Origin of the sequence: Nodosilinea sp. LEGE 07298, assembly GCF_015207265.1 — a bacterium.
GTDB lineage: Bacteria > Cyanobacteriota > Cyanobacteriia > Phormidesmidales > Phormidesmidaceae > Nodosilinea.
In genome coordinates this window covers 1-2,261 of record NZ_JADEXE010000526.1, presented here as the reverse complement: position 1 = coordinate 2,261, position 2,261 = coordinate 1, and the positions used below count along the sequence as shown (strand labels likewise).

Sequence of the window (2,261 nt, the reverse complement as noted above, 5' to 3'; positions counted from 1 at the left end):
GGGGTGGGCACAGGCGTCTGCGCTGATACAGATGCACACAAAGGTGAGAGCAAGCTGAGGCTCAAGCTAAACGTCAGGCCGAGGCAAAATTGTGATCTGAAGCGCATATGTTTATTGGCAGGGGGTTGAAGGGAGTAGTCAGTTTCATGTCCCGCTCATCTGGAACGGACTAAATTTATAAGCTGAGCCTAACATCGGATAACTAGCCAGATTACTGTAGTGGACTGCAATTGGGCTGAAGGTGATAAGCAGATTTCTAGCTGGCACACTGCTGACCAAGAAATTAAGCTCTGAAAATTCATTTTGTTGTTGAGTAATTGCGATTTTTGCATGAATCGCTGCCATATCCTATTGAATGTCTTCGGACAAGCGCGACCACAAATAGCAGTGTCACAGATTTGATAATGTTTTTAGAGAAAGGTGAGTAGATTTTACGTGTTAAGGCACATATAGCGCCTCGACGTATATCTCATCCTAATTTACTAACAGCTCTGGATATATATTGCGCAGGATATCAATGGCAGACTGCGCTGCTATAAGCTCAGCATCAACTTTTCGTTGACCTTTTCCAGTTCCTTTAACTACACGCCCTTTCGCTCATATACACCTTCAGACTTCAGTCCAAGCACTTATTCTTACCGGACAGAACAATCCTACGTTCCGTGGAACGCCTATGGCAGAACCATGCGTCGGTTACAAAGGGAAACACCTAGTAAGATAACTCTGAATCCTGGAGTAGCTGCCCGAGCCGCAGAGCAGCATCACAGCCTCTCTTGACGGCTCTTTCGTGAAACGTTCTAAAATTTGTCCAACGAAGCATAGGACAATTACCCTCCAGCTGCATCGGCTAGCTGCGCGCGCAGGTAACTATTCAACCCACCCTGCTCTCAGCTATGGAACTGGAGCTACTGCGCTATCTAATACCCCGCCCGGAGAGTGAGCAGTAAAGCTGCATGGTAAGAAAAGGCAGGAAATGGCTTCACAGGGCTAAAACTCAAATCCCACACCACAATGTTTAGACCCGTGTAGGAAGATAACGTCCCAAAGTGAATCCAGACTACTTGGCTGCAATGATATGAAGATCTACGCTAGGAAGCGCTCGCATCAGCCGCTGGACAATCGAGCCTTGGGTCAGTAGTTGCCAGCGCGATCGCTGGGTTTCGCCCAAAACAATTTGGCTGACGCGATTTTCGGTGGCAACGCTAGCAATGGCTCTGACCACATCCTCTGACTCTACCCGCAAAAACTCACCCTCAAATTCCTCGCAGAGCCGTTCGCAGGTTTCGATATGGAGGGATTCTTCCTTAGACAAAAACTTACGAGGATTGGCGACAAATAACACAAAAAGACGACCATTCATCTGGCTAGCAATACGAGCCCCCCGCCGCAACAGCTGAATTGAACTGGGATAGGTAGAAACACAAACCAAAATGCGTTCATGAACATTGCAGTAGCTTTGGGTGTGGCCACCGCGCCCATTCTCTTCAATGTTGTCGGCCACTTCGCGCAGGGCTAGCTCCCGCAGGGCTACCAGGTTGCGCCGTTGAAAAAAGTTTTGCAAGGCCTCGTCAATTTTGGCAGGGGCGTAGATTTTGCCTTCTATCAAGCGCTCCTGAAGCATTTTGGGGGTGACATCTACCACGACTACTTCATCGGCTTCGTCTAGCAAGCGATCGGGCACCCGCTCCCGTACAACTACGCCAGAAATGCGGTGTACCAGATCGTTCAGGCTTTCCAGGTGCTGAATATTGACGGTGGAGTAGACGTCAATACCGGCATCCAGAACCACTTCCACATCCTGGTAGCGCTTTTCATAGACCGAACCGGGGACGTTAGTATGGGCCAGCTCGTCAATCAGGACGAGCTGTGGCCGACGCTCTACGATCGCTTGAGTATCCATTTCGCTCAGCGTTCGTCCCTGCCAGAGGACGGGTTTACGGGGAATGAGTTCGAGCCCATCGGCCATGCGGGCAGTCTCTTCTCGGCCATGGGTTTCCAGCAAGCCGATCACCACATCTACGCCGTCTTGCTTAATCTTGTGGCTTTCCTCCAGCATGCGATAGGTTTTGCCGACACCCGGAGACATGCCGATGAAGATCTTGTGCTTACCTCGGCGGGCAGGCGGAGCAGCGTTTGAGGAGGAGATTGAGGCGGGGTCGTACATGGGGGAGAGGGATGCGTGGGTGCGTGGATGCGTGGGAGCGTTGGAGCGTTTGAACGTTCCAACGTTCAAACGCTCCAACACCCCAACGCTCTAATGT

At 50.7% G+C, this 2,261-nt stretch carries 2 protein-coding genes; both read right to left on the bottom strand.

All coding sequences use genetic code 11. The annotated features are described in order from the left end of the window. Window positions 1–144 precede the first annotated feature (144 nt). On the bottom strand, window positions 145–345 hold the full coding sequence (locus tag IQ273_RS32655; protein ID WP_194027233.1) for a hypothetical protein: 201 nt from the start codon (window positions 343–345) through the stop codon (window positions 145–147). A 712-nt stretch (window positions 346–1,057) separates the two neighbouring features. After that, the gene (locus IQ273_RS32650; protein ID WP_194027232.1) at window positions 1,058–2,164 is read right to left on the bottom strand and encodes a universal stress protein; all 1,107 of its coding nucleotides are present in this window, start codon (window positions 2,162–2,164) and stop codon (window positions 1,058–1,060) included. Window positions 2,165–2,261: the final 97 nt, after the last annotated feature.